This window comes from Streptomyces sp. NPDC101490, from assembly GCF_044767145.1.
GTDB lineage: Bacteria > Actinomycetota > Actinomycetes > Streptomycetales > Streptomycetaceae > Streptomyces.
This window is the reverse complement of the sequence record NZ_JBIWNI010000007.1, coordinates 114,576-140,832: the sequence shown is the minus strand read 5'-3', so window position 1 is coordinate 140,832 and position 26,257 is coordinate 114,576. Positions and strand designations below refer to the sequence as shown.

The following is a 26,257-nucleotide window of genomic DNA, read 5'->3' as shown; positions in this document are numbered from 1 at the left end:
CCCGGCTCCGTACCCCCGCGCAAGCCGATCGGCGGCACTGGGCAGGGCCCGTCGCCGGGTCCTCGGCTACGGTGATCCGGTAGGCGCCCTCAGGGGCGGGACCGATGCGTAGGTCGGATGCGTTGGAGACTCACCAGTCGTCGAGCGGGGTCCCGCAGCCGCCCCGGGCGGCCATGGGGGACGCCGGTGTGCTCCGGGAACTGCTGCCGATCGCCCTCTGGCGGGAGGACGCGGACGGCCGGATCGTCGAGTGGTCGCTCGCCGCGCAGGACCTGCTGGGGCACCGGCCCGAGCACGTCCTGGGGCGGCTCGCCACCCCGCTGCTCGTCCCCGACGCCAACCGTGAACTCGCCGACCGGCTCACCGACCGCGTCCAGGCGGGCGAGACGATGGTCGGCACGCTCCCGGTCCGGCACCGCGACGGGCACGTCGTCGCCATGGAGATGTGGATCGTCCCGGCCACCGACCCGGACGGACGGCCGGGGGCGATGCTCATCGCCGTGGAGACCTCCGAGGTCCTGCGGATGCGGGAGAACCTGGCGGCGATGGAGAGCCTGTTCACCCAGTCGCCGATCGGTCTCGCACTGCTCGGCCCCGACCTGCGGTTCCTGCGCGTCAACGACGCCCTGGCGCGGATGAACGGGGTGACGGCCGCCGGGCACGTGGGCCACCGCCTCACCGAGGTCGCGCCCGGGGTCAACGCCGACTCGCTCGAAGCGCTGATGCGCCAGGTCCTGGAGAGCGGGCACGCGGTCGTCGACGCCCGCCGGGTCGGCCGCACCCCCGCCGACCCCGGCCACGACCACATCTGGTCCTGCTCCTACGCCCCGCTCGTGGACCGCGCCGAGCGGCGGTCCCTGGGGATCATCGCCTCCCTCGTCGACATCACCGAGAGCCAGGAGGCGCACAGCGAGGTCGAACGCGCCCGGCACCGGTTCGCGCTGCTGGCCGAGGCGGGCGCCAGGATCGGTACGACCCTGGACCTGAAGCTCACGGCCGAGGAGGTGGTCCGCTTCCTCGTGCCGCAGCTCGCCGACTCGGCGGACGTACAGATGCTGGAGTCCTTCCTCGCACCGGACGACTCGGCCGCCTCCACGCGCGGGGTGCTGCGCAGGCTCGCGGCCCGGTTCCCCGACCCGACGGCCCCCACGTCCGTCCTCACGCCGGGGCAGACCTTCCAGCTCCCGCTGGACTCCGTGTACGAGCAGGTCGTCGCCCGGGGGCTGCCCACCAGCCTCTACCCGTCCGACCTCCCGGCGCTCTTCGACGGTCCGGGCGGGGAGGCGCTCCGCGCCTACTTCGCCGCCCGTACGGGTTCCGCGCGGCTCGTGCCCCTGGTGGCCCGGGGCAAGGTGCTGGGGGCGGTCACCGTGACCCGGCTGCGGACCCGGGAGGCGTTCGACGCCGAGGACCGGGTCCTCATCGACGAGGTGGTCGCCCGCGCCGCCCTCAACATCGACAACGCCCGGCTCTACACCAACCAGCGCGAGGCCGCCCTCACCCTCCAGCGCAGCCTCACCAACAGCGCGCTGCCCGATGTCGACGGGCTGGAACTCACCGGCCGCTATCTGCCCGCGAGCGCCCATGACGTCGGCGGAGACTGGTTCGACGCCATCGCGCTGCCCGGCGGCAGGACCGGTCTGGTCATCGGGGACGTCATGGGGCACGGTATCCACGCGGCGGCCGTCATGGGCCAACTGCGCACGGCCGTGCGGACCTTGGCCCGGCATGACATCCCGCCCGTCCGGATGCTCAGCTCGCTCGACGCCGTCGTCGCCGACCTCGGCGAGGACACGATGGCGACCTGTGTGTACGCGGTCCACGATCCGGCGGACGGCGGCTGGACCATCGCCCGCGCGGGTCATCCGCCGCCCGCCGTGGCCACCCCGGACGGCACCGTCACCTTCCTCGACGGACCGCCGGGCACCCCGTTGGGCACCGGAGCGCACGACTTCGGCGCGGAGACGGTGGGGCTTCCGGCCGGAGGGCTGCTCGTGCTCTACACCGACGGTCTGATCGAGGCCCGCGACCGTGACCTCGACGAGGGGATGCGGCAGCTCGGCCGGGCGCTCCGGCACCCGGACCGTCCCCTGGACGCGCTGTGCGACGACATCCTGAGCCGGTTGCTGGCCGCACCGGCCCAGGACGACGTGGCCATACTGCTGGCCCGGACGGCACGCTCCATCCCGTAGGGGCCTCTTGTGTCCTCCCCGTCCGCCGCCCCGGCCGTCCCCCGTACCGGCCGCCGCCCCGGCAGGCTCCCGCCCTCCCCGCAGGGGCTTGCCCCTTTCCCGTGGGACGACCGCGCTCGCCCGAGGGCCGCCGCCGCTCTCTCCCCTCCCCGCGCACGCCATGTCGGAACCGCCCGGCCACCCCGCCCTCGGTCACACTGCGTGGTGTGACGGATGCGCGAAGGAGTGGTGCGGAGGCCTCGGCGGGGCCTCCGGGGCCGGCCGCCGAGTCGACCGTGCTGGCGGCGGAGCAACTGCGGGCGCTGCGGAGCGTGGGGCGCGAGTGGGGGCGGGTGTCGGCCGCGCCCGAGGTGTGGCGCCGGGCCCTGCCGGTCGACCCCGACCTGGGCCGGTTCCCGCCCCTGGCGCAGGTCGGACCCGCCCGGTTCGGGAGGCTGGTCCGGGTCCCCGAACTCGGGGCGGACGCGGCGGGGGAGCGGGTGGACGCGGAGGAACCCGCGACGGGACGGCTGGGGCGGGCGGCGGCGCGGGCGCGCCGCGTGCTGCTGGGCGCGCCCCTGAAGAGCTCCGCCGTCGTCACGGAACGGATGCGCAAACTGCTGGCGCTGCCCGTGCTGTCCGCCGACGCGCTCTCTTCGGTCGCGTACGGCCCGGAGGCGATGCTCGGGGTCCTCGTCCTGGCCGGTACGGCGGGCCTCGCGTACGCCTTCCCGGTCGCCGGGGCGATCGTCTTCCTCATGTTCGCGGTCGGACTGTCGTACCGTCAGACGATCCGGGCGTATCCGCACGGCGGCGGTTCGTACATCGTCGCGAGCGACAATCTGGGGAGGATGCCCGGCCTGGTCGCGGCGGCGGGCCTGATGACCGACTACATCCTCACGGTGGCCGTCTCGATCGCCTCCGGGATCGCGGCGATCACCTCCGCGGTCCCCTCGCTGACGCCCGCGACGGTACCTCTGGGCGTCGGGGTGATCGTGCTGCTCCTCGCGGGGAACCTCCGGGGGATCCGGCAGGCCGGGGCGCTGTTCGCCGCCCCCACCTACGTCTTCGTCGCCGCCATGTTCGCGCTGATCGCCTACGGTCTGGCCGATGCCGCGGGCCGGGACTTCGTGCCGGTCCCGACCCCGGCGCCGGGGGTCACCGAGACCGTGGGACTGCTGCTCGTCATGCGCGCCTTCTCCTCGGGCGCCACGGCCATGACCGGCATCGAGGCGATCTCCAACGCGGTCCCGGCGTTCAAGCCCGTCGAGTGGCGCAACGCCCGGACGACCCTGACCTGGATGGTGACGCTCCTCGTCGTCATGTTCGCGGGGATCGTCGTCCTCATCCATCTGACCGGTGTGGTGCCCAGGGCGCAGGAGACCATGCTCTCCCAGCTCGCCCGGCTGAGCTTCGGCACGGGATGGATGTACGTCGTCGTCCAGGCGGCGACCGCCGCCGTCCTGCTGCTCGCCGCGAACACCGCGTACAACGACTTCCCCCGGGTCCTGTCCCTGCTCGCCCGTGACGGCTACGCGCCCCGGGTTTTCATGCGTCTGGGCGACCGGCTGGCCTACAGCAACGGGATCATCCTGCTGTCCCTGGCCGCCGCGCTCGTGTTCGTGGCGTTCGGCGGGCTGACCGGGGCGCTGATCCCGCTGTACGCCGTCGGGGTCTTCCTCGCCTTCACGCTCTCGCAGACGGGGATGGTCGTCCACTGGTGGCGGCTGCGGGACCGGCACTGGCGCAAGAGCCTGTTCTTCAACGCCACCGGCGGGCTGCTCTCGGCGGTCGTCTTCATCACCGCGGGCATCAGCAAGTTCACCTCCGGCGCGTGGGTCGCCGTCGTCGCCGTCGTCCTGTTCCTCCTGGTCACCACCTGGATCCGGCGTCACTACGACTCCGCCCGCGCAGCCCTGCGACTGCACCCGCACCTGGTGGAACTCCCCACGGCGGGCCCGTGCGGACCGCTGCCGGCGCCACCCATGACGCCCGCCACCGAGCACGGCCCGACGCCGGAGCGGGAAGACGGAGCACCGGAAGGGGGCGACCGGCCACGGGAAGAAGAGGGGAAGGCGCCCGAACGGGAGGGGAAGACACTCGAACGGAGCGGTGAGGCGCCCCGAGCGGGCACGGAGGCGCCGCAAGCGGGTGCGAAGGCGTCCCGAGCGGGCACGGAGGCGCCGCGCCGGGGCGCCGAAGTCCCGGAACCCGCCGATGAGGACGAGGAGCTCCCGGAGGAGATCCGGCACCTCTCGGTCGTCGCGCTCGCCGCCCTCGACCTCGCGGGCATGCGCACCCTCGCCTACGCGGCCTCGCTCCAACAGCCCGTGCTCGCCGTGCACATCGGCCTCACCGAGGAGGAGGGCAGGCGCTTCCGCGACTACTGGACCCTGTGGGGCGACCATCTGCCCCTGGAGGTCGTCGTCTCGCCCTACCGGGCCGTCGTCGCCCCCCTCGTCCACTACATCGAGGCGCTGCACCGGCAGCACCCCGACCTCACCGTGACGGTGATCCTCCCCGAGATCGTCACCAGGCGCAGGCGCCACCAGCTCCTGCACAGCCGTACGGCCACCCGGCTGCGCCGCGCCCTCCGCCCCCTGCCGAAGATCGTGATCACCACGGTGCCGTTCCACCTGTAGTCCGTGAACCACTCCGTCCAGGAGCCCGTACGGCAGTCCGTCCGCGACCCGTACGCGGGCGGGCGGTCACCCCGGGTGGTTCCGCCGGATCCAGTGCGCACGCCGCTGGTACCGGGCGAGGGGAGGCGGTACGGCTTCGGGGCCGGGGTCCCGGCCGGGGTCCGGGTCCGCACGGTGCTCGTCGGCTCCGGCCGGTTCCGGGCTCCGCCCGGTGGGCCCGGCGGCCGGGCCGTCCTCCGGCGGGTGGAGCCCTTCCGGCGAGTAGACCGTTCTCGCGATGGTGTCGACGAGCTGCTCCTCGGTGAAGTCCTCGGAGCCGGGGACATGGGGGACGAAACCGATCAGGACCCCGTCGCCGACGATCTCCGCGTCGAGCCCGGCGGCTCCGTCGACGTCCCAGAGCGCCTCGACCCCCTCGTCGAGCACCACCCGGACACCGAATTCGTACACCCCCGCCTCGACGACATGGGCCATCAACCGGCGCGCACGGAGAGCCTCCGTCATACGCGTGGCACGTTCCGCGTCCATGGAGCCGCACCTTCTTCCTCCGGGGGCCGTGCCCCGGAAAGGCCCGACCGCGCGGGCCCGGAACTTCCCTACCGCTGTCCAAAATACCCCCGTAAGAAAGGATCTGACCGCCCTCCCCGCTTGGTCGTTATCTCTGAGTAAGAGTTATTATCGAAATATGTCCGATATGGGGCTCGCGAAGGAGTGGAGCGACCTGTCGGCCGACGTCAACCGGCTCGTCAGGCGCCGGCTGAGGGCGGCGCTGCCGGGCCCGCCGATGCCCGTCGCCCAGGCCGAACTGCTGCGGCTGGTACGGACGAAGCCCGGTATCCGCGTCTCGGAAGCGGCCCGGGAACTGCGCCTGGCCGGAAACTCCGTGTCCACCCTGGTCGGACAACTGACCGAACGGGGCCTGATGCTCCGCGAACCCGACCCGCGCGACGCCCGCGCCGCCCTGCTGCGCGTCACGCCCCGGGCGGCCGAACGGCTGCGGCACTGGGACGACCGGCGCACCGCCCTCTACCGGGAGCAGTGGGACCTGCTCCCCGCCGAGGACCGGGCCGCGCTGGCCGCCGCCGTACCCGCGCTGCGCAGGCTCGCCGAGCGCCTCCACGAGGAGACGCGCACACCCCCGGGAACCCTTGTGGAGGGAAGTGAACGGACATGACCGGCAGCGCCGTCGCGTGCACCGGACTCGTCTACCGCTTCGGGAGCACCCGCGCGGTGGACGGAGTGGACTTCTCGGTCGCCGAGGGCGAGGTCTTCGGACTGCTCGGCCCCAACGGCGCCGGAAAGACCACCACCATCAGGGCGATCACCACCCTGCTCCCCGTCGCCCCCGGAATGATCAGCGTCTTCGGCCACGACGCGGCCAGGGAGAAGATGCCCGTCCGCAGACTGCTCGGCTACCTCCCGCAGCAGCTCTCCGCCGACGCCGCCCTCACCGGACGCGAGAACGTCACCCTTTTTGCCCGCGTGTACGACGTACCGCGCCGCGAACGGGCCCGCAGCGTCGTCCGGGCCCTCGACTCCGTCGGCCTCGGGCAGGCCGCCGACCGGCTGGCGGGCACATACTCCGGAGGCATGGTCCGCAGGCTGGAACTCGCCCAGGCCCTGGTCAGCTCGCCCCGGCTGCTGATCCTCGACGAACCCACCATCGGGCTGGACCCGATCGCCCGCACCACCGTCTGGGAACGGCTCGACGAGGTGCGTACGGCCACCGGCATGACCGTCCTGGTCACCACCCACGCCATGGAGGAGGCCGACCGCTACTGCGACCGGCTCGCCCTCATGCACCACGGGAGGATCCGGGCGCTCGGCACCCCGGCCGGACTCAGGAACGAACTGGACCGGCTGAGTCCGGCGGCGGCCCACCCGGCCACCCTGGAGGACGTGTTCCGCCACTACGCGGGCAGCGGCCTCGACGACGACCACGCGGGAGGCGAATTCCGCGATGTGCGCAGCACCCGCCGTACGGCGTCCCGCCTCGGCTGAGAAGGACCTCCCCCCGCCCGCCCGGGTGCGCACCGGCTGGGCCGTGCTGCCCTCCCGGGTGGCCGCGATGTGCGCGGTGGAACTCCAGAAGCTCCGCCACGACCGGACCGAGCTGTACACCAGGGCGATCCAGCCCGCGCTCTGGCTGCTGATCTTCGGCGAGACCTTCACCAGGATCCACGCGATCCCCACCGGGAACGTGCCCTACCTCGACTTCCTCGCCCCGGGGATCATCGCCCAGTCCGCCATGTTCATCGCCATCTTCTACGGCATCCAGATCATCTGGGAACGGGACGCGGGCGTCCTCAGCAAACTGCTCGTCACCCCGACGCCCCGGGCCGCCCTCGTCACCGGCAAGGCGTTCGCGGCCGGGGTGAAGGCGCTGATCCAGGCCGTCGTCGTGATCCTGATCGCCGCCGCCCTGGGGGTGGCACTCACCTGGAACCCGCTGCGCCTCGCGGGAGTGGCCGTGGTGGTGGTGCTGGGATCGGCGTTCTTCGCCTGCCTGTCGATCAGCATCGCGGGCATCGTGCTCACCCGGGACCGGCTGATGGGCATCGGCCAGGCGATCACCATGCCGCTGTTCTTCGCCTCCAACGCCCTCTACCCGGTCGCGCTCATGCCGGGCTGGCTCCAGGTCGTCAGCCGTGCCAACCCGCTGAGTTACGAGGTCGACGCCCTGCGCGGCCTGCTCATCGGCACCCCCTCGCACCTGCTGCTCGACTTCGGCGTGCTGTGCTTCGCGGCGCTCGCCGGGATCGTCTGCGCCTCCGCGCTGATGGGCCGTCTCGCCCGCTGACCCCACCGCGGGACAGGGCCGGCCCGGGGTTTCGGAGCCGGTCCCGGTGTGTCGGCCTGCCTGGCCCCCTCGGCCAGGAAGATCCTGTCGCAAGGCTGCGGAGACGGATGACGGACGTCGGACGGCGTACGGGCCACGACGGCGTACGGGCCACGACGACGGACGGACGGCATGGGCGGAAGCGGACGGAAGAGGGCGTGGGCGCGCGGTCGAGGACGTCGTCGTACCGGCGGTCGGCCCCGCCCCCCTGCCGTGGTGGCCCTGCTGGGCCTGTGGGCCCTGCTCGCCTCCGCGTGCTCCGCCGCACCGGAGAGTGCCGCCGACCCGGGCGCGGCGGCCTCCGCCTCCCGCCCGACGGGCCAGCCGCAGTGCCGTCGCACGGTGGTCGGCGTCGCGCACCCCGACGACGACCTGTTCTTCTTCAACCCGGAGATCCTGCACACCCTCCGCGCCGGGTGCGGGGTGGACACGGTCTATCTGACCGCGGGCGACGCGGGCGAGCGCGAACGCGTCGGGGCGATGGAGTACGTGGACCGCAGGGAGTACGGGGTACGGGCGGCCTACGCGGACATGGCGGGCGCGGCCGGTCACTGGGAGCGGGCGGACGTGGACGCGGACGGGGTGCGCGTCCGGTCCTACCGGCTCGCGGACGACGCCAGGACCGCCGACGTACGGCTGACCTTCCTCGACCTGCACGACGGGCTCCCGTACGGCCAGGAGCCCGACAGCCTGCTCAACCTGTTCAGCGGACGGCGGCAGAGCGTCGAACCGTTCCAGAGCACCGAGCGCTGGACGCAGACGCGTCTGCTCGCCGTGCTGTCGGCCCTGGTCCGGCTGAGCGGGGCGGAGCGGCTGCTCGTCATGGACCACGACAACGCGTCCTTCGCGTACGGGCTCGGCGGTCGCGTCGACCACGCCGACCACGGCATCGGGGCCAGGTACTTCCGCCGGGTGGGTTACGGGCTCGGAGTCCCCGTCACCGCCTACCTCGGCTACACGATGTCACCCCTCCGGCCGAACCTCACCGCCGCGGACGCCGCCGAGAAGGACGAGGTGGCGCGCTGGTACCTCGCCCACCGCAGATGCCGGGCCTCCGGCACCTGCGCGAACGTCTCCGCCTACCCGGGGCCGCTCCAGAGGGACTGGAGGCTGTGGATCCACCGCGAGTACCAGCGGATCCAGCGGGCGCCGCGCACGGGCGAACTCCTCGGTGACATCGGCCGGACGACGTACTTCACCGGGCGGGACCCGTCCCGGTGCCTCCACGCGGCCACCGGGCCGGGAGCCCCCGAACCGGTCGGCCTGCGCGCCTGCGACGGGTCCGCCGCGCAGCGGTGGGACATGAGGGACGACGGCACGGTCCGCCCCCGGCTCGACGGCACCCTCTGCCTGACCGCGCGCGCCCCCGCCGTCGGCCTCGGGCACTGCGCGGACGGCGGTGCCGACGGGCAGCGCTGGAAGCGTGAACCGTGGCAGAGCGACACCTGGCGACGGGAGGCCTGGCGGATCGTCGGCGAGGGCGACCGCTGCCTGTTCCAGGACGACCACGAACTTCCCCCCGCCTGGGACTCCCCCGACCACCAGAACCCCCGCCCGACCCTCACCCCCTGCGGCACGGAACGCCGCCCGGAGCTGTACTGGCGCTGGGGCGGCGCCTGAACGACGCGGGCCGCACCGGCGTGAGCGCCCCCGCCGCCGCGGGCCGGGCAGGAGGGCGGCTCGGGCTTCGGGCGGGTGGTCGCGCTCAGTTCCGCAGCCGGTACAGGTCGCGCAGCAGGGCGATCTCCGCGCCGTGGTGGAGGAGTTCCTGGTTCACCCACCAGACGGTCTCCAGGAACGGGTCCTCCGGGTCGCTGCCGTACGGGTAGGTGCTGAGGCCGATCGTGTCGAGTGCCGTGTCGTCGGCGGACAGCAGTGCCGAGCGCCAGGCGTCCGCCGCCGTCTCGAAGGCCGCCACGCCGCCCACCGCCGTACCGTCCGCCTCGTAGGCCTCACGGGTCAGCGCATGGCCCCCGTTCGTGTGGTCGGCGCGCAGCGCGAGCATCTCGCCGAGGTGGCTCAGCCGCCAGGCGATCGTCGTGAACGGCGGCGGCACGGGATGCGGCGGGGGAGCGGTGTCCCGGCCCCAGTCGCCCGCGCCGACGAGCAGGGCGGCGCCCGGACCGGGGCCGTCGGCGTGCCGTCGTACGGACCAGCAGCCCGGCACCGGCTCCCACCGGTACTCCGCGTCGGTCATCGGCCCCACCGGCACGTCCGTGCCGTTGCCGCTGTCCACCACCGGGCCCGCCATCCGGTCGACCAGCCGCTTCCGCGTGAAGTCGAACTGCTGGAGGAGGGGCAGGAGTCGGGCGGGTACCGCCATCGGACGCTCCGGATCGCACGGGGACAGGGCCGTCGCACTGTGCCACGGGCCCCGCCGCGCCCGCCCGCGAATTACGGGCGGAGGGCGGCCGTCCGCTCCCGGCCCCGCACGGCCGGTCGATTCACGTCCGGTCGATGTGCACGCTCGTCGACTTCACCCGCGCGGTGGCCTGCATCCCGACCTCCAGGCCCAGTTCCTCGACCGCCTCGCGGGTGAGGAGCGACACCAGCCGGTGCGGCCCCGCCTGGATCTCGACCTGGGCCGCGATGTCGCCCAGCTTCACGGCGGTCACGATCCCGGGGAACGCGTTCCGCGCCGAGGTGTACGACACGTCCTCCTCGCCCTGGGCGCCCTGGCCGACCTCGACGGCGAAGGCGGCCAGGTCACGGCCCTCGATGAGGCGCCGGCCGTTGTCGTCGCGCCGGGTGGGAACCCGCCCGGCGTCGGCCCAGCGGCGTACGGTGTCGGGGCTCACGCCCAGCAGACGCGACGCCTGCCCGATGGTGTAGGACTGCATGGCGTCAGCCTAGGGGGTGGCCGGAAACCCCCGGCCCGCGCGTTCCCCCGGGCCTGCGCGCGCCCCAGGCACCCGGCACCGAGGCTCCGGCCCTCGCCTCCGCGCTCCCGGCCGTCGAGCGCCCCCGCCTGCCCGCCCGGCGACCGTCGGGCCCGCCTCACCCGCCACTGCCCCCGCCCTCGGCCCCCCGTCCCCGCCCCACCGCTTCCACCAGCGGCAGCAGCCGGTGGGCCACCCGTTCGCGCAGGGCGATCTCGGTGCGGGTGCGGACCACGCCCGGCAGCTGGATGAGCCGCTGGATGACGTCCTCCAGATGTCCCGCGTCCCTGGCCACCACCCGGGTCAGCAGGTCACCGCCGCCGGTGATGGAGAAGGCCTCGACGATCTCCGGCACGCCCGCGAGCGCGTCACCGACCTCGTCCAGATGCCCCTGGGTCACCTCCACGTGCACGAAGGCGAGGACCGGATGGCCCAGGGCGGCGGGGGAGAGCACCGGGCCGGTCGCGGTGATCACCCCGTCCCGTTCCAGCCGGTCGATCCTGGCCTGCACGGTGCCCCGCGCCACGCCCAGGATCCGCGCGTACTCGCGCACGCTGGTCCGGGGCTGCTCGATCAGCAGCCGCAGGATGCGGGTGTCGAGTGCGTCCACCGTCATGTCGTGTCGTCCTCCTTCACGTTCCGGACGGCCCCATTCTGGTACGGATCGAGAGCGGAACAATTTTTCCCGGCGATGTCGAGAACCCGCTTCCCGCTCCGTCCCCGGAGTGAGAGCGGCTCACAACGGACCGCACAGCACCGAGGAGCGACACCATGGCCAAGTACCTGCTGCTGAAGCACTACCGAGGCGCCCCGGCCGCGGTCAACGACGTGCCCATGGAGCGGTGGACGCCGGAGGAGATCACGGCCCACGTGCAGTACATGCGGGACTTCGCGGACCGTCTCGAAGGGACCGGCGAGTTCGTCGACGGACAGGCGCTGGCACCCGAGGGCACCTTCGTCCGGTACGACGGCGAGGGACGCCCGCCGGTCACCGACGGTCCCTTCGCCGAGACCAAGGACCTGATCGCGGGCTGGATGGTGATCGACGTCGACAGCTACGAGCGGGCCGTCGAACTGGCCGGGGAACTGTCCGCGGCCCCCGGAGCGGGCGGGCGCCCCATCCACGAATGGCTCGAACTGCGCCCCTTCCTCAGCGAGCCGCCCACCGTCACCGAGTGACCGAGTGACCGAGTGACCGAGTGACCGGGCGGCCGGGGACGGCCGCCCGAACTCCTGAACGACCGTCCGAACCCCGGGAACGGAGCCCACATGACCCCGCCTGAGGAGTCGACGTCCCACCCGGATCCGGAGTCCTGTCCGGACCTGGCATCCCACCCGGATCCGGCGTCCTATCCGGACCCCGTGTCCCACCCGGACCCCGTCTCCCACCAGGCTCCGGCATCCCACCAGCCCCCGGCGCCCCACCTGGCCTCCGCGCCGCAGGGCGCCCCGGACCCGGACCCCGCCGAGCACGGCCGCCACCGCCCGGCCGAAGGGAACGGACCGGCCGGAGGCCACCGCCCGCCCGGAGGCCCGCCGCCCGTGGACGAGAACCTTCTGCGGGACCTCACCCCGGGCGTCATCGCCGTCCTCGTCCGCCGCGGAGCCGACTTCGCGGCGGCCGAGGACGCCGTCCAGGACGCCCTGGTCGAGGCCCTGCGCGTCTGGCCCGCCGGGGCCCCGCGCGAACCGAAGGGCTGGCTGGTGACGGTGGCCTGGCGCCGCTTCCTCGACGCGGCGCGGGCGGACGCCGCCCGCCGCCGCAGGGAGGACCTCGTCGAGGAGGAACCGGAACCAGGCCCCGTACCGGGGTCCGACGACACGCTCCGGCTGTACTTCCTCTGCGCCCACCCCTCCCTGACGCCGTCGTCGGCGGTCGCGCTCACCCTGCGCGCCGTCGGCGGGCTCACCACCCGGCAGATCGCCCGCGCCTACCTGGTCCCCGAGGCGACCATGGCGCAGCGCATCAGCCGGGCCAAACGGACCGTCTCCGGAGTGCGCCTCGACCGGCCCGGGGACCTCTCCACCGTGCTGCGCGTCCTCTACCTGGTGTTCAACGAGGGCTACTCCGGCGAGGTCGACCTCGCGGCCGAGGCCGTCCGGCTCACCCGGCGCCTCGCCGCCTCGGTCGACCACCCCGAGGTGGCCGGGCTGCTCGCCCTGATGCTGCTGCACCACGCCCGGCGTGCCGGGCGGACCGCACCCGACGGCAGCCTCGTACCCCTCGCGGAGCAGGACCGGAGCCGATGGGACACGGAGGCGATCACGGAGGGCGTGGAGATCCTCCAGACGGCCCTCGCGCGCGACCGGCTGGGTCAGTTCCAGGCGCAGGCGGCGATCGCGGCGCTGCACGCCGACGCGCCCACCGCCGAGGAGACCGACTGGACCCAGATCGTCGAGTGGTACGACGAACTCGCCCTGCTGACCGACAGCCCGGTCGTCCGGCTCAACCGCGCGGTGGCCGTCGGGGAGGCCGACGGTCCGCGCGCCGGGCTCGCGGCGCTCGCGGAACTGGACGAGGGGCTGCCCCGGCACGCCGCCGCGGCGGCGTACCTCCACGAGCGCGCCGGGGATCTGACGACCGCCGCCCGGCTCTACGCCGAAGCCGCCCGCAAGGCGTCCAACCTCGCCGAACGCGACCATCTGACCCGCCGGGCGGCCCGGCTCAATGCCCTCCTGCCCCGCTGACGGCCGCCCGCCGACGAAGGGCACGGGAAACCGGCACGTACCCGCCCTAGGGAAGGGAAGCATCACCGGTCGGCCGAGTGGTCCGTTGGCCGCCCCATGGACCAGCTTCAGGCGTATACACCGGGCCAATGGCCCAGTGGACCGGCGTCGAGTTGAGCCAACCGCCACCCGGATGTTCTCCTTGGCGCATCCAGGTACTTTCGGCGCCGCGCGGCGCCGGTCCGGCGACGAGGCCGGTCCGGAGCGCGGCGCCTTCGTCGTGTCCGCGAGCGCCCACCACCCCGGGACGCCAGGACGGGCGAGTGCGAGACAAGGGGGCGGCGGACCGCCGTGAGGAAGATTTTCGTGGCGCCCGATCCCGGGCTCGTCAGATTCAGGACCGCGCTGCGGGCCGTCGTGGGCATCGCGCTCGCCGTCGCCCTGGCGGAACTCGCCGGACTCTCGCTCACCGCCTCGATCACCGGCGGGCTGGCCGCGCTGCTCGCGCTGTTCACCGTCATGGACGCCACCGTCCCCGCGCAGCGCCTCACGACCCTGCTCCTCCCGGTCGCGGGCTTCCCCGTCCTCGCCCTCGCCACCGTGCTGCACGACCTCACACCGTTGCGGGACGCCACCTTCCTCGCGGTGGTCCTCTGCGGGGTCTACGCCCGGCGCTGGGGCCCCCGGGGGCACGCGCTCGGCATTTTCGCCTTCATGAACTTCTTCGCCACCCAGTTCCTGCACGCCGTCCCCTCGCAGCTCCCCGAGCTGTACGCCGCCGTGGGCATCGCGCTGGCCGCCGCGGGCACGGTCCGCTTCGTCCTCTGGCCGCTGGAACGCCGCATCCCGCCCGCCGCCGCGCCCGCCCCGCTGCCCGGCACCGGTTTCGCCCGGGTGACCACCCGGCAGGCGATCCAGGCGACGGCCGCGTGCGCGGTGGCCCTGGGCATCGGCCAGGTGCTGTCCGAGGACCGCTGGTACTGGGCCGTCGGCACCACCTGGTGGATCTTCGTGAACACCGTGTCGCGGGGCGAGACGCTGGTACGCGGCTTCCGCCGGGTCCTGGGCACGGTCATCGGCGTCGCCGTCGGCATGGTCGTCGCCATCCCGCTCCACGGGGCACCGGCGCCGACGGCCGTCCTGGTCGCGCTCTGCGTCTTCGGGATCTTCTACACGGCCGCGGTCTCGTACAGCTGGATGATGCTGGCCGTCACCGTGATGGCCGGCCTGCTCTACGGGCTCCTCGGCGTCCTCGACCCGGCCCTCCTGGTGCTGCGCGTGGAGGAGACCGCCGTCGGCGCGGTGGCCGCCGCGCTCGCCGTGCTGCTGATCCTTCCCGTCACCACCCACGCGGTCAACGACGCGTGGATCCAGCGCGCCCTCAACGGCGTCCGCGCCGCCACCTCCGCCTCGCTGCGCCGCCTCTCCGGCGACCCGGACGCCGACCCGGCGCCGCACGCCGCCGAACTGGAGCTCCTCCTGGGCCGGGTGCGGCTCTCGCTGGCGCCGCTGGTGCACCCGCTGAGTCCGTTCCCCGGCCGGAAGGCCCGCGCCCGGCGGGTCCTCGCCCTCCTCGACGAGTGCGCGGCCGAGGTGCGCGGCCTCACGGCGGTCGCGGCCGACCCCGCCGCGAGCCACGACGCCCGGCTCGCGGCGGCCTGCTGGCGCGTCGAGGCCGCCGTCGAGCGGCTCACCACCCCGGGCGACGGCCCCGGGGCCGGATGGACGGCCCCCGCCGCCCACGGGGCGAACGCCGCCCACGGACAGGCCGCGCTCGGGCACGTCAGCGGCCTGGAGAAGCTCCTCGCCGCCCTCGACGAGCCGCTGCGGACCCCGCCCGGCTCGCTGCTCGTACGCTCCTGACCGCCGGGTGCCGGGCCCGCCCACCCCACCTCCCCCAGCTGGTCTAGACCGCCTGCTACCGTCTGCCGCACGAAGGCCGATCACGGCCCCGCCGCCCCGGCCCGACAGCCGTCGGCCGGGCCGTCGGCCATGGCGGGCCGGCCGACCACGACCGGCCCCGGGGATCAGGGGACACGCCATGAGCGGCACAGGGACGGATCGCGACCGGAACGCCGTACGGGCGTACATCGGCTCCTTCACCTCGGCGGGCGGTCTCGGCGTCCTCGCCGCCGACGTCGACGCCGCGACCGGCGCCCTGACCGTCACCGGCGGCAGCGACGCCGTCGCCGACCCCTCGTTCCTCGCCCTCGCGGGCCCCGTGCTGTACGCCGTGTCCGAGACCGGGGAGGGGGCCGTGGCCGCGTTCGACGTCACGGGCCCCGCCCCCCGCCCGCTCGGCGGCCCCGTGCCCGTCGACGGCGCCGCCCCCACCCACCTGGCGCTCGCCGCCGGACACCTCGTCACCGCCAACTACACCTCCGGCAGCGTCACGGTGCTGCCGCTGGCCGAGGACGGCACCGCCCGCCCCGCCACCGCGGTCCTCCGGCACGAGGGCAGCGGCCCCGTCACCGCCCGCCAGGCCGCCCCGCACGCCCACCAGGTGCTCCCCGACCCCAGCGGCCGGTGGATCGTCAGCGTGGACCTCGGCACCGACTCCGTACGGGTCTGCGCCCTCGACGCCACGACCGGGGCGCTCACCCCGCACGGCGAGACCGCCCTGCGCCCCGGCACCGGACCGCGCCATCTGGTCTTCCACCCGGGCGGCGGGTACGCGTACGTCCTGAACGAGCTGGAGCCGACCCTCACCGTCTGCCGCTGGGACGCCCCGGCGGGCCTCCTCGAACCGCTCGCGGAGGTCCCGGTCGTACCCGAGGGCGCCACCGGGCCCAGCTACCCGTCCGAGGTCGTCGCCGATCCCGGCGGGCGCTTCCTCTGGGCGGCCGTGCGCGGCGACGACACCCTCGCCGTGCTCGCCCTCGACGAGGACGGCGCCCGTGCCCGGCTGGTCGCCTCCGTGCCCTGCGGCGGCACCTGGCCCCGCGACCTGACGCTCGACCCGGCCGGACGGCGGCTGTACGCGGCGAACGAGCGCTCCGGCGACGTCACCTGGTTCACCCTCGACCCCGAGACCGGCGTCCCCGAGCGAGCGGGTTCGGTCGAGGCCCCGGCGGCCTCCTGCGTCGTCCTCGGCTGACGGCGCACGAGCGGGGGCCGGGAGCCTCCGCGGCGCACCCGGAGGAGCGGCCAGGCCCGGCGGGCGTACGCGAAGGGGCCCGCACCGGGCATCATCCGGTGCGGGCCCCTTCGCGTACCGCGCCTCAGTGGGCGGCGGCCCCCTGCGGCTGCGGCGGGATGCCCAGCGTGGCCGAGTACTGCGAGAGCACCAGCTTGCCGATCGCCGGGTAGGCGCCCAGCGCCTCGGCGGAGGCGCAACCGGCCTCCTTCGAGGCCTCGTCCAGCAGACCGTCGGCCAGCTCCGGGCCGATCAGGTACGGGGCCAGCGCCAGCTGCGCCGAACCGGAGGCCCGCAGCTGGTCGGCGACCGAGGCGATCGAACCCTCCTGGTCGAGCGCGGCGGCCATCACCGGGACGGCGAGCCGCGCGGCGAGCAGCATCCCGGTGATCCCGGCGGCCTGCACGGCCTCCTCGCCGCCCACGGTGGCGAGGATGATGCCGTCGGCGGCCGTGGCGACCGTGAAGAGCCGGGCACGGTCGGCGCGGGCGAGCCCCGCCTCGGAGAGGCGCACGTGCAGCGCCTCGGCGAGCAGCGGGTGCGGGCCGAGGACGTCGGTCAGCTCGGCGGTGTTGCCCGCGTCCATGACGGCCTGGCGCACCAGCCGGGTCTGCGCGCTGTCCGGGCCCGCGAGCAGCGGGACGACCACGGCGGCCGGGCCCGTCGGGGCGGTGGCCTCACGGCCCGCGGCCACGGCCAGCTCGTACCGCTGGACGCGCAGCGACTCGGCCGCCGCGAGGGCGCCCTGGAGCGAGGCGTACTCCGTGTCGTCGCCCTCCAGGAAGCCGATCAGGGCCTCCAGGCCGGGCAGCTCGGAACGGGCGATGCTCACGACCTCCTCGGCCAGTGAGCGTATGGCGGCGGACGGAGCGCCGGGTACGGCGAGAACCAGTGCGGGAGCGCCCTCGGGCGCCGCCGCGGGCTCGGGGCGACGGTGCCGCCCGGACTGACGGGGTCGAGGCATTCGTACAGGCAGGCCCGAAGCAGGCCCATTGGGGGAGCTCATGGCGCCGCATGTTACTGGTTTCGCCCGGTGCGCCGTCGGCTGAGGTACGACCTCGCGCCTTCTGCCCCCCTATGTCCCCACCTGTCCTTGACGTGAGTTCGCTGCACCACCTCCGACCTGGGAAAATGCCCCGGGCCCTGGTCGGATCGGCATCGCCGGGACGGTGTGCCGCGGTGCGGTCGGCGGTCTCCCGGCCGGTCCGTCAGTCCGTGCCGTCGCCGTGGAGGCACAGCAGCGTCCCGTCCTCCGGCAGCCGCAGCGTCCCGGTGGCGAGCGCGGCGGCGAGCGTCACCGCCCCGGCGAGCGGGTCACCGGCCGGGTCCGTGGTCCGGGCGTGCGGGAGGAGCTCCCGCAGAGCCGTTCGCAGGGGTACGAGCAGCGGGTCGCCCATCCTGAACAGTCCGCCCGTCAGGGCGACCAGGGCCCCGGGTCCGGCGGGGCAGACGGCCGCCGCCGCCTCGGCGATGTGCCCGGCGGCCCGTGCGAGCACGTCCGCCGCCACCGGGTCCTCGGCGGCGCACCGGCCCACCTCGGGGGCGAAGGAGGCGAGCACGGCGGGCCGGTCCGTCCGGGGGTAGAGCGCGCCCGGCAGCCCCGCGACCGGACCGAACAGCTGCTCGGCGCGGGCCAGGAGCGCGGCCGAGCCGCCCCGCCGCCCGTCGTACGCGCGCATCGCCGCGTCGAGACCGGCCCGGCCGATCCACGCGCCGCTGCCGCAGTCGCCGAGGAGGTGTCCCCAGCCGTCCGCCCGTCGCCAGCCTGCCAGGTCCGTGCCGAGGGCGATCATGCCGGTGCCGCCCGCGACGACCGCGCCGGGCCGCTGGCCGAGCGCCCCGGCGTACGCGGTGACCGCGTCGGCCGCGAGGGCGAGCCGCCGGACGCCCCAGGCGGCCGCGAGCGCGCCGGGCAGCGCGGCCCGCAGTTCGTCGCCGAGGGTGGCCATTCCGGCGGCGCCGACGGCCACCGCGACGAGCGGGCGGGAGCCGTGGGGCTCGGTGAGGGCGGCGACGGCGGGCAGGACCTGGTCCAGGAAGTGCCGGGCGGAGATCCCGCCGGGGCCGGTCCGCACCGGTTCCCGGGTGGCCCGGGTGCCGAGGACCGCGCCGCTCGCCGCCTCGGCCAGCGCGACGCGGAGTCCGGAGCCGCCGGAGTCGATCCCGACGACCAGACCGCCGGGCCGCGCGGGGACTCCGGCGGGCCCGGAACGCGGGCCCGGCGCGGCGGGAACGGAGGGCGGGAACGGCGTGGTGGTCCCGGGGGCTTCGGCGGGCCGCGGCGGGGCGGCGGGCTCGTTCACGGTGTCACTGTAGGCCGGTAGAGTGACGGACCGTGGCAGCGCGACCCTTGAACGAACTGGTGGAGCCCGGCTGGGCGGAGGCCTTGAGCCCCGTCGCGGGGCGAGTGGCGGAGATGGGCGATTTCCTCAGGGGGGAGATCGCGGCGGGCCGGACGTACCTGCCGTCGGGGCAGAACGTGCTCCGGGCCTTCCAGCAGCCCTTCGACGACGTCCGGGTCCTGATCGTGGGTCAGGACCCCTATCCGACACCGGGGATGGCCATAGGGCTGAGCTTCGCGGTCGCCCCCGAGGTCCGCTCCCTGCCGGGCAGCCTGGAGAACATCTTCCGGGAGCTGCACACGGATCTGGGACTGCCCCGGCCGTCCAACGGCGATCTGACCCCGTGGACCCGGCAGGGCGTCCTGCTGCTCAACAGGGCACTGACCACGGCCCCGCGCAAGCCCGCCGCCCACCGGGGCAAGGGCTGGGAAGAGGTGACCGAGCAGGCGATCCGCGCGCTCGCCGCCCGGGGCAAGCCGATGGTGTCGATCCTGTGGGGCCGGGACGCGCGGAACGCCCGCCCGCTCCTCGGGGACCTGCCCGCGATCGAGTCGGCGCACCCCTCGCCGATGTCGGCGGACCGGGGCTTCTTCGGCTCCCGCCCGTTCAGCCGCGCCAACGAACTGCTGCTGGGGCTGGGCGCGCAGCCGGTGGACTGGCGCCTGCCCTGAGGCTCCGGCCGCCCCGGGGCCCTGTCGCTCCGGGGCGCGCCCGCCCCGGAGGTCCCCGGGCCGACGTGCGGAGAGGTCCCGTGTCCTGAGGGGCCACGTGTGCGGGCGGGTGCCGTGCTCAGACGACCGCCGCCCGGACGCACAGGACGTCCGGCAGGTGCTCGGCGAGCAGCCGCCAGGTGTCGCCGTCGTCGGCGCTGGCGTACACCTCGCCGTTGCGGTTGCCGAAGTACACGCCCGCCGGGTCCGCGTCGTCCGTGCACAGCGCGTCCCGCAGCACCGTGCCGTAGTGGTCGCCCCCGGGCAGCCCTTCGGTGAGCGGCTGCCAGCTCGTCCCGGCGTCGGTGGTCCGGTAGACCCGGCACCGGCGGCCGGCCGGGACCCGGTCGGAGTCGGCGGTGATGGGGAAGACGTACGCGGTGTCCCGCCGGTGCGGGTGGGCGGCGACCGCGAAGCCGAAGTCGGAGGGGAGCCCGGAGCCGATGTCGGACCAGTGGGCACCGCCGTCGTCGCTGCGGAAGACGCCCCAGTGGTTCTGCAGGTAGAGCCGGTCCGGATCGGCGGCGTCCTGGGCGATCTTGTGGACGCACTGGCCGAACTCGGGGTGCGGGTCCGGCAGGAACACGGCGGACACCCCGTCGTTCGAGGGGTCCCAGTCGACCCCGCCGTCCCGTGAGCGGAACACTCCGGCGGTGGACACGGCGACCGTCAGCGCCGCCGGGTCGCGGGGATCGGTGACCACGGTGTGCACGGCCTCGCCGCCCCCGCCGGGCACCCAGCGGGACCTGGTCGGGTGCTCCCAGAGGGGGCGGACCAGGTCGAAGGACTCGCCGCCGTCCGCCGACCGGAAGAGGGCGGCCGGTTCCGTCCCGGCGTACACCACGCGCGGGGAGTGCGCGGGTGCCGGGTGGAGCTGCCAGACCCGCTCCAGGGAGGCGCCGGTGTCCTCGGGGAACCTGACGGCGGGCCGGGCCGGTTCGGTCCACGTCCGGCCGAGGTCGTCGGAGTGGAAGACGGACGGGCCCCAGTGGGCGCTGTCCCCGCCGACGAGGAGGCGCGGGACGGGGCCCCGGGTGTCGACGGCGACGGAGTACACGGCCTGCGCGGGGAAGGCCGGATCGTCGAACTCCCAGCGGCCGTCGTGTCTGCGGCCGATGAAGAGCCCCTTGCGGGTGCCCACGGTGAGGAGTACGTCGGGCATGGCTGCCACCTCCAGGACGCCGTTGTCGCGGATACCGGCCAGTCTGCACCCGGGCACCGACAACGGCCCCCGGACACCCCGGGTCACGCTTCTCGCCGTCGGTGACGGGAGGCTCCGGCCTCCTCAGATCGCCCAGGCGTACGAGGGCGGGGCGGCGGGGGCCTGCGCGCCGAGTTCGCGGGCGGCGCGGCGGGCCCAGGAGGCGTCGCGGAGCAGTTCGCGGCCGAGGAGGACCACGTCGGCCTCGCCGTTCGCGAGGATCTTCTCGGCCTGTCCGCTCTCGGTGATGAGGCCGACGGCGGCCACCGGCAGCCCGGTCTCCGCCTTGACGCGGGCGGCGAAGGGCACCTGGTAGCCGGGGCCGGTGGGGATGCGGGCGGGGCCGCCGTTGCCACCGCTGGAGACGTCCAGGAGGTCCACGCCGTGGGCGCGGAGCAGCGCGGCGAACCGTACGGTGTCGTCGGCCGTCCAGCCGTGCTCGTCCAGCCAGTCGGTGGCCGAGATCCTGAAGAACAGCGGGAGTTCCTCGGGCCAGACCGCCCGGACGGCGTCGACGACCTCCAGGGCGAACCGGGTGCGGTTCTCGAAGGAGCCGCCGTACTCGTCGGTGCGGTGGTTGCTGTGCGGGGAGAGGAACTCGCCGATGAGGTAGCCGTGGGCGCCGTGCACCTCGACGACCTGGAAGCCCGCGTCGAGGGCGCGGCGGGCCGCGTCCGCGAACTGTCCGGTGATCTCCCGGACGCGCGCGGTGGTCAGCTCGGCCGGCACGGGGTGGCTCTCGGCGTACGGGACGGGGCTGGGGGCGACGGGCTGCCAGCCGCCGCCGCCCTCGGGGACCGGTCCGCGGCCCTCCCAGGGGCGTTCCGTGGACGCCTTGCGGCCCGCGTGTCCGATCTGGATCCCGGCGACCGTGCCCTGTTCCTTGAGGAAGGAGGCGATCCGTCGCAGGCCCTCGGTCTGGGCGTCGTTCCACAGGCCGAGGTCCGCCGGGGTGATCCTGCCCTCGGGGGAGACGGCGGTCGCCTCGACGAGCACGAGCCCGGTGCCGCCGGTGGCGCGGGCGGCGTAGTGGGCGAAGTGCCAGTCCGTGGCGACCCCCGTGCCGGGTCCTGTCGTCGCGGCGAGGTACTGGCACATGGGCGCCATCCAGACCCGGTTGGGCACGGTGAGGGAGCGCAGGGTGTAGGGCTCGAACAGGGCGACGCTCATGACGGACTCCGTTTCGGATGCCTTGCGAGGACGTTAGTACGGTACTCATCGTAGTACGGGATCTGTCAAACTACGAGAGTTCTCGTACCATGGGGGTACCCGGATGAAGTGGAGCCGCCGCCATGACGACCGCCGCCCGCGCCCTCGACCACCCCGAGCGGGACGAGATCCGCCTGGAAGCCGTGCTGCACGCCCTCTCGGACCCGGTGCGGCTGCGGATCGTGCGCGAGATGGCCCGCGAGGACGCCGAACTGAGCTGCTCGTACTTCGACCTCCCGGTGACCAAGTCCACGACCACGCACCACTTCCGGGTCCTGCGCGAGGGCGGGGTCATCCGGCAGACGTACCGGGGCACCGCCAAGCTCAACGCCCTGCGCGGGGAAGACCTCGACGCCCTGTTCCCCGGCCTCCTCGACGCCGTACTGACGGCGGCCGAGGCCCAGGCCACCCGCGAGAACGGCACGGCCTGACGGCCGGAGACACCGCCCCGTCCTTGCCTGACGGCCGGGGAGCCCGCCCGTTCATGCCTGACGGCCGGATCCACCGACTCTCCCGTGCCCGACGCGAGCGGCCCGCCCCCGCCCGGCCCGACGCTCGTGTGAGCGGCACAATGGCCTACGGCGGTACGGCGGTACGGCGGTACGGCGGTACGGCGGGCGGTCGGGCGGCACGGTACGGCGGAAGGTCGGGGACGCGTGGAGCAGGGCGTGTACGAGGAGTTCGGGACGCCGGTGCGCGGCTGGGAGTGGCTCGGCCTCAACCGGGCCGTCCCGGAAGACCTGTTGATCCGCCTCCTGCCCCTCCATCCGAGCTTCCTCCTGCGCACCGATCTGCCGCCGGCCGTCGTCGACGCCGCCGCGGGCCACCCCGAGCGGCGCGTGCGCGGCGCCCTCTCCGACGCCCGGCACCCCCTCACCCCCGCCCAGTGGGACCGCCATCTGCGCGCCGAACCCTCCGCCGCCGTACGGTCGTTCTTCGTCGAGGACGCCGTCCGCTCCGGGGACGTCCTCGCCCCGGAGACCCTGGCCCGGCTCGCCGCCGACCCCTCGGCGCTCGTCCGCGCCGAGACCGCCCCGCTGCCCGGACTCGGCGCCGGGCTCCTGCGCGCCCTCGCCGCCGACCCCGACCCCGCCGTACGGGCCGCGGCCTGCGCCCCCGCCTGGGACCACCTCGGCCCCGACGCCCGCGAGACCCTGCTCACCGACCCCGCCGGGAAGGTCCGCACCGCCGCGCTGGTCCGCCGCCACCGCGACGAACCCCTCGACGAGCGCACCCTCGGACTCCTCGGCGGCCCCGGCTTCCCCGACCTCGACCGCTGCCGTCTCCACCCCTCGCTCGCGCTGCGGCTCGCCGCCCACGAGGACCCGGAGGTACGCGGCCGGATCGCCGACCACCCCGATCTGCCCCCGGCCGGGACCGCCCTGCTCGCCGAGGACCCCGACCCGTACGTCCGGCACCGGATCGCCCTGCGCCCCGACTTGACCGAGGAACGGCGCGCGGCCGTCCGCGTCGACCTCGACACCACGGGCAGGTGGCCCCACGCCCTGCCCTGGGTCGTCGCCCTGCACGACGACCCCGGGGCCATGCGCCGCCTCGCCGCCTCCTCCCACCCGTACGTCCGCGGCAGCGTCGCCCGCGCCCGGCGCCTCCCCCCGGACGCCGCCGCCCGGCTCGCCCGCGACGAGCACCGGGCCGTGCGGCTGTTCCTCGCCGAGTCCTGCGAGGACGCGCCCGCCGAGATGCTCCTGGAGGTCTGGCACTGGTGGACCGGCAGCCTCAGCCATCCCGACCGGCCCCGCAGCCACCCCCGCTTCCCCCGCGCCGGACTGCTCCGCTTCACCACCGACCCGGCCCCCCGGCTGCGGCGGCTCGCCCTCAGCGACCCCGAGGCCAGCGGGGCGCTCGTCGAGGAGTTCAGCCGCGACCCGTCCGAGGAGGTCCGGCGGGACGCGGCGCGGGACCCGAGGCTCTCCCCGACGGCCGCCGCCCGGCTCGTCGAGGATCCCGACTCCAGCGTCCGCGCCTTCGCCGCCCGGCACCCCGGCCTCCCGGGGGACGTCCTCCTGCGGTTGCTGCTCGACCCGGAGACCGCCGGGCACGCGATCCGCAACCCCGCGCTCCCGTTCCCGGTGATGCGGCGGATCACCGATGTCCTCACCGCCGTGGTCCGGGGGTGAATCCGCGTCGATCCGCGGTGCCGGGCAGCCCGCGCGCGGTACCGTCCTGGGGCGCGGACCGACGCGGAGGCGCGGTCCGGTCGAACGGGGCCGCGTGACCGGCCGGACGGGGGAGCGACGTGCGAAGTGCCGTGGTGCTGGGGGGAAGCTTCGCCGGACTGCTCGCCGCCCGGGTCCTGAGCGAGTACGCCGACGAGGTCGTCCTCGTCGAACCCGATCCGCTCGACGAGGACGCCACGGGCCCCGGCGCGCCCCACCGGGGCCAGCTGCACGCCTTCCTCGGCATGGGGCACGCCCAGCTGGAGAAGCTGTTCCCCGGCATCACCCGGGAGCTGACCGACGGCGGGGCGCACCTCGGACAGGGCGACGCGATCCGGTTCTACGTGGACGGACGGCTCAAGGTGCCCGTCCCCGGCATCCGGATGCTCGGCGCGACCCGCCCGTTCATCGAGCGGCACGTCCGGCGCCGGGTCACCGCCCTGGGGAACGTCAGGGTGGAACGCGCCACGGCCCGGGGGCTCCTCTTCGGCCCCCGCCGTGTCCTCGGCGCGCGGATCGCGGCGCACGGCGAGCCGGAGACGGAGCTGACGGCCGACCTCGTCGTCGACGCCATGGGACGCTCCAGCCGCCTCGGGGCGTGGCTGACCGGCGCGGGCTGGCAGGCCGCCCCGGTGGACCGGATGCGGGTGGACCTCGGCTACGCCACCGCCCGGTTCGCCCGTGGCGGAGAACTTCCGGGCACGGTGATCGCCCACTCCATGCCGGGCCCGAGGAGCGGATACCTGCCCACCGTGATCGAGCCCGGCGCGCTGGCGGCGGTCGAGGGGGACACCTGGTCCGTCCTGCTCGCCGGGTACGCCGACCACAAGCCCGGCAAGGACCCGGCGGAGTTCCTCGCCCGGCTGAAGCGGTGCGTCGCGCCGTTCCGCGAGGTCGCCGAGGTGTGCGAACCGCTCGGTGACGTCGAGCCGTTCACCTTCGCGGAGAGCAGGCGCCGACGGTACGGCGACCTGACCCGCTTCCCGGCCGGTCTGGTCGTCATCGGCGACGCGCTGGCGACCGTGAACCCCGTCTACGGGCAGGGGCTGACCCTGGCCACGCTCCAGGCCGCCTCGCTCCACGCGCACCTGCGGTCGGGCGCGCGCGGCGGCGAACCCGCCCTGCGCTACTTCCGCACGGCCGGAGTGTTCGTCGACGCGGCCTGGGAACTGTCCACGACCGCCGACCTCGCCCAGCCGCACGTCACGGGGCCCTACCCGCGCGGCTACACGGTCCTCAAGCGGGTCGCGGACGGGATCACCGAGGCGTCCGTGACGGATCCCGAGGTCAACGAGACCTATATGAGGGTGCTCCACATGCTGGAACGTCCCAGGGCCCTCACCGGCCCCCGGGTGCTCTACCGCACCGCCAGGACGCTGCTCGGCGGCTGACAGACGGCCCCCCCCCGCCGTACGCGCGGCCGTGTCGCCGACGCCGACGCCGACGACACCAAGGCACCGACGACACCAAGGCGCCGACGCCGCCACGGCACCGGCTACATCGACCGCATCCGGTTGATCTCCGAACTCTGCTGGGCGATCACGTCGTTGGCCATCTCCTCGACGAGGACGTTGTTGCCCTGGCCCAGCACCTCGGCCGCCATCGTCACCGCTCCCTCGTGGTGGGTGATCATCAGCTTCAGGAACAGTTCGTCGAAGGCCTCGCCCCGGGCGTCCTTCAGCTCCTTCAGCTGCGCCTCGGTGGCCATCCCCGGCATCGAGCCGTGGTCGTGGCCCGCCTGTTCGCGCGGGCCGCCGTTGTTCTTCAGCCAGGCTTCCATCGCGCCGATCTCCGGCTTCTGCGCCGCCCCGATCCGCTCGGCCACCTTCTTCACCTTGATCGAGGCCGCCCGTTCCGGGGCCAGCGCGGTCATGGTCAGGGCCTGCTGGTGGTGCACGATCATCATCTGGGTGTAGCGGAAGTCGGCGCTGTTGGGGCTCTCGTCCGGGAGCAGGCTCGCCGCCTCCTCCGGGGATATCCGCCGGGCCGGTTCACCGGGCTTCCCCGGCGCCACCACCGTGTTCCCGTCCGACGAAGCCGCCTGCGGCGCCCCCTTCCCGGGGTCCGACTCACAGGCGGTCAGGGCGAGTACGGCCACGGCGGACAGGGCCACGGCGACGACGGCACGCTGACGACGGATCAACAACACGACCTCCAGGTCTTCTTACCGGACAGTGCCGTTCCTAGCACTTTCTCGGGAGTACCGATCAAAAACCTTCATTACGTCTGTGTTGCCATCTGTTGAGATGTGCATGGTAGGGAAGATACTGCCGGGGTCAAACAC

General features: G+C 74.5%; 23 protein-coding genes. 14 read left to right on the top strand and 9 right to left on the bottom strand.

Annotated elements, in window-relative coordinates:
- The first annotated feature begins 122 nt into the window (after positions 1–122).
- Together ACIRQY_RS16920 and ACIRQY_RS16915 are read left to right on the top strand one after the other, a co-directional pair.
- Positions 123–2,192 carry a SpoIIE family protein phosphatase gene (locus tag ACIRQY_RS16920; protein WP_403926166.1) on the top strand — a complete coding sequence of 690 codons (2,070 nt, stop codon included), beginning with the start codon at positions 123–125 and terminating at the stop codon, positions 2,190–2,192.
- Between the two features lie 587 nt (positions 2,193–2,779).
- Complete coding sequence (locus ACIRQY_RS16915; RefSeq protein WP_403926495.1) at positions 2,780–4,813, top strand: amino acid permease; 2,034 nt, start codon at positions 2,780–2,782, stop codon at positions 4,811–4,813.
- Between the two features lie 66 nt (positions 4,814–4,879).
- Here the strand turns inward: ACIRQY_RS16915 and ACIRQY_RS16910 are convergent, their stop codons facing one another.
- The gene (locus tag ACIRQY_RS16910; protein WP_403926163.1) at positions 4,880–5,341 is read right to left on the bottom strand and encodes a hypothetical protein; all 462 of its coding nucleotides are present in this window, start codon (positions 5,339–5,341) and stop codon (positions 4,880–4,882) included.
- A gap of 157 nt (positions 5,342–5,498) precedes the next feature.
- On the opposite strand from ACIRQY_RS16910, the gene ACIRQY_RS16905 reads away from it, so the two are divergent.
- The 4 genes from ACIRQY_RS16905 to ACIRQY_RS16890 all read left to right on the top strand — a co-directional run bounded on the left by ACIRQY_RS16905 (position 5,499) and on the right by ACIRQY_RS16890 (position 9,272).
- Positions 5,499–5,987: a MarR family transcriptional regulator gene (locus tag ACIRQY_RS16905; protein ID WP_351783822.1), complete on the top strand. Its 489-nt coding sequence runs from the start codon at positions 5,499–5,501 to the stop codon at positions 5,985–5,987.
- Positions 5,984–6,814: an ATP-binding cassette domain-containing protein gene (locus tag ACIRQY_RS16900; RefSeq protein WP_351783824.1), complete on the top strand. Its 831-nt coding sequence runs from the start codon at positions 5,984–5,986 to the stop codon at positions 6,812–6,814. The genes ACIRQY_RS16905 and ACIRQY_RS16900 overlap by 4 nt, the downstream gene beginning before the upstream one ends.
- A complete protein-coding gene (locus ACIRQY_RS16895; protein ID WP_384859415.1) occupies positions 6,774–7,613 on the top strand; it encodes an ABC transporter permease in 840 nt (279 codons plus the stop codon). The genes ACIRQY_RS16900 and ACIRQY_RS16895 overlap by 41 nt, the downstream gene beginning before the upstream one ends.
- Before the next feature lie 255 nt (positions 7,614–7,868).
- The gene (locus tag ACIRQY_RS16890) at positions 7,869–9,272 is read left to right on the top strand and encodes a ricin-type beta-trefoil lectin domain protein (RefSeq protein ID WP_403926159.1); all 1,404 of its coding nucleotides are present in this window, start codon (positions 7,869–7,871) and stop codon (positions 9,270–9,272) included.
- 85 nt (positions 9,273–9,357) lie between these two features.
- On the opposite strand, the gene ACIRQY_RS16885 is transcribed toward ACIRQY_RS16890, so the two are convergent.
- The 3 genes from ACIRQY_RS16885 to ACIRQY_RS16875 all read right to left on the bottom strand — a co-directional run bounded on the left by ACIRQY_RS16885 (position 9,358) and on the right by ACIRQY_RS16875 (position 11,147).
- A complete protein-coding gene (locus tag ACIRQY_RS16885; RefSeq protein WP_403926156.1) occupies positions 9,358–9,975 on the bottom strand; it encodes a DinB family protein in 618 nt (205 codons plus the stop codon).
- 121 nt (positions 9,976–10,096) lie between these two features.
- Positions 10,097–10,492, bottom strand: a complete 396-nt coding sequence (locus tag ACIRQY_RS16880; protein WP_351783832.1) for a helix-turn-helix transcriptional regulator — start codon at positions 10,490–10,492, stop codon at positions 10,097–10,099.
- 157 nt (positions 10,493–10,649) lie between these two features.
- Positions 10,650–11,147 (bottom strand): Lrp/AsnC family transcriptional regulator, encoded by a 498-nt coding sequence (locus ACIRQY_RS16875; protein ID WP_351783834.1) that lies wholly within the window; start codon positions 11,145–11,147, stop codon positions 10,650–10,652.
- 155 nt (positions 11,148–11,302) lie between these two features.
- Here ACIRQY_RS16875 and ACIRQY_RS16870 point away from each other — a divergent pair, with 155 nt between their 5' ends.
- The 4 genes from ACIRQY_RS16870 to ACIRQY_RS16855 all read left to right on the top strand — a co-directional run bounded on the left by ACIRQY_RS16870 (position 11,303) and on the right by ACIRQY_RS16855 (position 16,295).
- Positions 11,303–11,710, top strand: a complete 408-nt coding sequence (locus ACIRQY_RS16870) for a YciI family protein (RefSeq protein ID WP_351783836.1) — start codon at positions 11,303–11,305, stop codon at positions 11,708–11,710.
- A 363-nt stretch (positions 11,711–12,073) separates the two neighbouring features.
- On the top strand, positions 12,074–13,219 hold the full coding sequence (locus ACIRQY_RS16865; RefSeq protein ID WP_403926152.1) for an RNA polymerase sigma factor: 1,146 nt from the start codon (positions 12,074–12,076) through the stop codon (positions 13,217–13,219).
- Positions 13,220–13,558: 339 nt separating this feature from the next.
- The gene (locus ACIRQY_RS16860; RefSeq protein ID WP_403926492.1) at positions 13,559–15,061 is read left to right on the top strand and encodes an FUSC family protein; all 1,503 of its coding nucleotides are present in this window, start codon (positions 13,559–13,561) and stop codon (positions 15,059–15,061) included.
- 178 nt (positions 15,062–15,239) lie between these two features.
- Entirely contained in the window at positions 15,240–16,295 is a 1,056-nt protein-coding gene (locus ACIRQY_RS16855; RefSeq protein WP_403926149.1) for a lactonase family protein, read from the top strand.
- Positions 16,296–16,419: 124 nt separating this feature from the next.
- On the opposite strand, the gene ACIRQY_RS16850 is transcribed toward ACIRQY_RS16855, so the two are convergent.
- Together ACIRQY_RS16850 and ACIRQY_RS16845 are read right to left on the bottom strand one after the other, a co-directional pair.
- The gene (locus ACIRQY_RS16850; protein ID WP_351783844.1) at positions 16,420–17,340 is read right to left on the bottom strand and encodes a hypothetical protein; all 921 of its coding nucleotides are present in this window, start codon (positions 17,338–17,340) and stop codon (positions 16,420–16,422) included.
- 202 nt (positions 17,341–17,542) lie between these two features.
- Positions 17,543–18,496, bottom strand: a complete 954-nt coding sequence (locus ACIRQY_RS16845; protein WP_403926489.1) for a BadF/BadG/BcrA/BcrD ATPase family protein — start codon at positions 18,494–18,496, stop codon at positions 17,543–17,545.
- 173 nt (positions 18,497–18,669) lie between these two features.
- On the opposite strand from ACIRQY_RS16845, the gene ACIRQY_RS16840 reads away from it, so the two are divergent.
- Complete coding sequence (locus ACIRQY_RS16840) at positions 18,670–19,347, top strand: uracil-DNA glycosylase (RefSeq protein WP_351783846.1); 678 nt, start codon at positions 18,670–18,672, stop codon at positions 19,345–19,347.
- A gap of 118 nt (positions 19,348–19,465) precedes the next feature.
- On the opposite strand, the gene ACIRQY_RS16835 is transcribed toward ACIRQY_RS16840, so the two are convergent.
- Entirely contained in the window at positions 19,466–20,548 is a 1,083-nt protein-coding gene (locus tag ACIRQY_RS16835; protein ID WP_403926145.1) for a WD40/YVTN/BNR-like repeat-containing protein, read from the bottom strand.
- Positions 20,549–20,671: 123 nt separating this feature from the next.
- Entirely contained in the window at positions 20,672–21,757 is a 1,086-nt protein-coding gene (locus ACIRQY_RS16830; RefSeq protein ID WP_403926142.1) for an NADH:flavin oxidoreductase/NADH oxidase, read from the bottom strand.
- 122 nt (positions 21,758–21,879) lie between these two features.
- On the opposite strand from ACIRQY_RS16830, the gene ACIRQY_RS16825 reads away from it, so the two are divergent.
- The 3 genes from ACIRQY_RS16825 (at position 21,880) to ACIRQY_RS16815 (ending at position 25,364) form a co-directional block, all read left to right on the top strand.
- Positions 21,880–22,227 carry a helix-turn-helix domain-containing protein gene (locus tag ACIRQY_RS16825; protein ID WP_351783852.1) on the top strand — a complete coding sequence of 116 codons (348 nt, stop codon included), beginning with the start codon at positions 21,880–21,882 and terminating at the stop codon, positions 22,225–22,227.
- A 225-nt stretch (positions 22,228–22,452) separates the two neighbouring features.
- Positions 22,453–23,934 carry a PE-PGRS family protein gene (locus ACIRQY_RS16820; RefSeq protein WP_403926139.1) on the top strand — a complete coding sequence of 494 codons (1,482 nt, stop codon included), beginning with the start codon at positions 22,453–22,455 and terminating at the stop codon, positions 23,932–23,934.
- Between the two features lie 119 nt (positions 23,935–24,053).
- Complete coding sequence (locus ACIRQY_RS16815; RefSeq protein ID WP_403926136.1) at positions 24,054–25,364, top strand: FAD-dependent oxidoreductase; 1,311 nt, start codon at positions 24,054–24,056, stop codon at positions 25,362–25,364.
- Between the two features lie 104 nt (positions 25,365–25,468).
- Here the strand turns inward: ACIRQY_RS16815 and ACIRQY_RS16810 are convergent, their stop codons facing one another.
- Positions 25,469–26,119, bottom strand: coding sequence for a DUF305 domain-containing protein (locus ACIRQY_RS16810; RefSeq protein ID WP_403926486.1), 651 nt, complete (start codon positions 26,117–26,119; stop codon positions 25,469–25,471).
- Positions 26,120–26,257: the final 138 nt, after the last annotated feature.

Coding starts and splice junctions, on each gene's coding strand:
- ACIRQY_RS16900 (WP_351783824.1), top strand. CDS start 5,984: ATGACCGGCAGCGCCGTCGCGTGCACCGGACTCGTCTACCGCTTCGGG.
- ACIRQY_RS16850 (WP_351783844.1), bottom strand. CDS start 17,340: ATGAGCTCCCCCAATGGGCCTGCTTCGGGCCTGCCTGTACGAATGCCT.
- ACIRQY_RS16905 (WP_351783822.1), top strand. CDS start 5,499: ATGTCCGATATGGGGCTCGCGAAGGAGTGGAGCGACCTGTCGGCCGAC.
- ACIRQY_RS16910 (WP_403926163.1), bottom strand. CDS start 5,341: ATGGACGCGGAACGTGCCACGCGTATGACGGAGGCTCTCCGTGCGCGC.
- ACIRQY_RS16885 (WP_403926156.1), bottom strand. CDS start 9,975: ATGGCGGTACCCGCCCGACTCCTGCCCCTCCTCCAGCAGTTCGACTTC.
- ACIRQY_RS16895 (WP_384859415.1), top strand. CDS start 6,774: ATGTGCGCAGCACCCGCCGTACGGCGTCCCGCCTCGGCTGAGAAGGAC.
- ACIRQY_RS16835 (WP_403926145.1), bottom strand. CDS start 20,548: ATGCCCGACGTACTCCTCACCGTGGGCACCCGCAAGGGGCTCTTCATC.
- ACIRQY_RS16830 (WP_403926142.1), bottom strand. CDS start 21,757: ATGAGCGTCGCCCTGTTCGAGCCCTACACCCTGCGCTCCCTCACCGTG.
- ACIRQY_RS16855 (WP_403926149.1), top strand. CDS start 15,240: ATGAGCGGCACAGGGACGGATCGCGACCGGAACGCCGTACGGGCGTAC.
- ACIRQY_RS16915 (WP_403926495.1), top strand. CDS start 2,780: ATGCGCAAACTGCTGGCGCTGCCCGTGCTGTCCGCCGACGCGCTCTCT.
- ACIRQY_RS16880 (WP_351783832.1), bottom strand. CDS start 10,492: ATGCAGTCCTACACCATCGGGCAGGCGTCGCGTCTGCTGGGCGTGAGC.
- ACIRQY_RS16825 (WP_351783852.1), top strand. CDS start 21,880: ATGACGACCGCCGCCCGCGCCCTCGACCACCCCGAGCGGGACGAGATC.
- ACIRQY_RS16875 (WP_351783834.1), bottom strand. CDS start 11,147: ATGACGGTGGACGCACTCGACACCCGCATCCTGCGGCTGCTGATCGAG.
- ACIRQY_RS16870 (WP_351783836.1), top strand. CDS start 11,303: ATGGCCAAGTACCTGCTGCTGAAGCACTACCGAGGCGCCCCGGCCGCG.